The following is a 1,320-nucleotide window of genomic DNA, read 5'->3' on the forward strand; positions in this document are numbered from 1 at the left end:
GGCCGACGAGCGCACCCGCTCCTTCATCGTCGACATGTTCGCCTACCCCTCCGGCGACCTGCACATGGGCCACGCCGAGGCCTTCGCGATCGGCGACGTGATCGGGCGCTACCGCTTCCAGCGCGGTGACAACGTCCTGCACCCCATCGGGTGGGACTCCTTCGGGCTGCCCGCCGAGAACGCTGCGATCCAGCGTGACAGCCGCCCCGACGAGTGGACCTACGCCAACATCGAGACGCAGGCCGCCTCGTTCCACCGCTACGGCGTGGGTGTGGACTGGTCACGGCGGATCCACACCAGCGACCCCGAGTACTACAAGTGGAACCAGTGGCTGTTCAACCGCTTCTTCGAGCGGGGCCTGGCCTACCGCAAGGACGGCCTGGTCAACTGGTGCCCGCAGGACCAGACCGTGCTCGCCAACGAGCAGGTCGTCAACGGCAAGTGCGAGCGCTGCGGCTCCGACGTCGAGCGGCGCAGCCTCAACCAGTGGTACTTCAAGATCACCGAGTACGCCCAGCGTCTGCTGGACGACATGGACCAGATCGACGGAGGCCGCTGGCCCGACGAGATCCTCAGCATGCAGCGCAACTGGATCGGCCGCTCCACCGGTGCCGACGTCCGGTTCGCCGTCGAGGGGCGTGACGAGCCCGTCACCGTCTACACCACCCGCCCCGACACCCTGTACGGGGCGACCTTCTTCGTCGTGGCCGCCGACGCCGAGCTCGCCGACGAACTGTGCGCCCCCGAGCAGCGCGAGGCCTTCGAGGCCTACCGCACCGAGGTCGCCAAGCTCTCCGACATCGAGCGCCAGACCACCGAGCGCCCCAAGACCGGCGTCTTTCTGGGCCGCCACGCCGTCAACCCGGTCAACGGCGAACGCATGCCCGTGTGGGCGGCCGACTACGTCCTGGCCGGGTACGGACACGGCGCGATCATGGCCGTGCCCGCGCACGACCAGCGAGACCTCGACTTCGCCCTGGCCTTCGACCTGCCGGTGCGCGTCGTGGTCGAGACCGGAGAGCCCGACCCGGCCGAGAGCGGTGTCGCAACCGCCGGCGAGGGCACCCTGCGCGACTCCGGTCCCCTCGACGGGCTCACCAAGGACGACGCGATCGCCCGCATCATCGAGGTGCTCGACGAGCGCGGCACCGGCGAGGCCACGGTCAACTTCCGCCTGCGCGACTGGCTGATCTCCCGCCAACGGTACTGGGGTACGCCGATCCCGATCATCCACTGCCCCTCCTGCGGCCTGGTGCCCGTGCCGGACGAGCAGCTGCCGGTGACCCTGCCCGAGATGAAGGGCGCCGAGCTGGCGCCCAA

1 protein-coding gene is annotated in these 1,320 nt (G+C 69.7%); it reads left to right on the top strand.

The features are described from left to right. The coding region (leuS, locus tag D474_RS0105200; RefSeq protein ID WP_017612534.1) for a leucine--tRNA ligase at positions 1–1,320 on the top strand (1,320 nt) is incomplete at both ends.

Origin of the sequence: Nocardiopsis salina YIM 90010 (genome assembly GCF_000341025.1) — a bacterium.
Classification (GTDB): Bacteria; Actinomycetota; Actinomycetes; order Streptosporangiales; family Streptosporangiaceae; genus Nocardiopsis; species Nocardiopsis salina.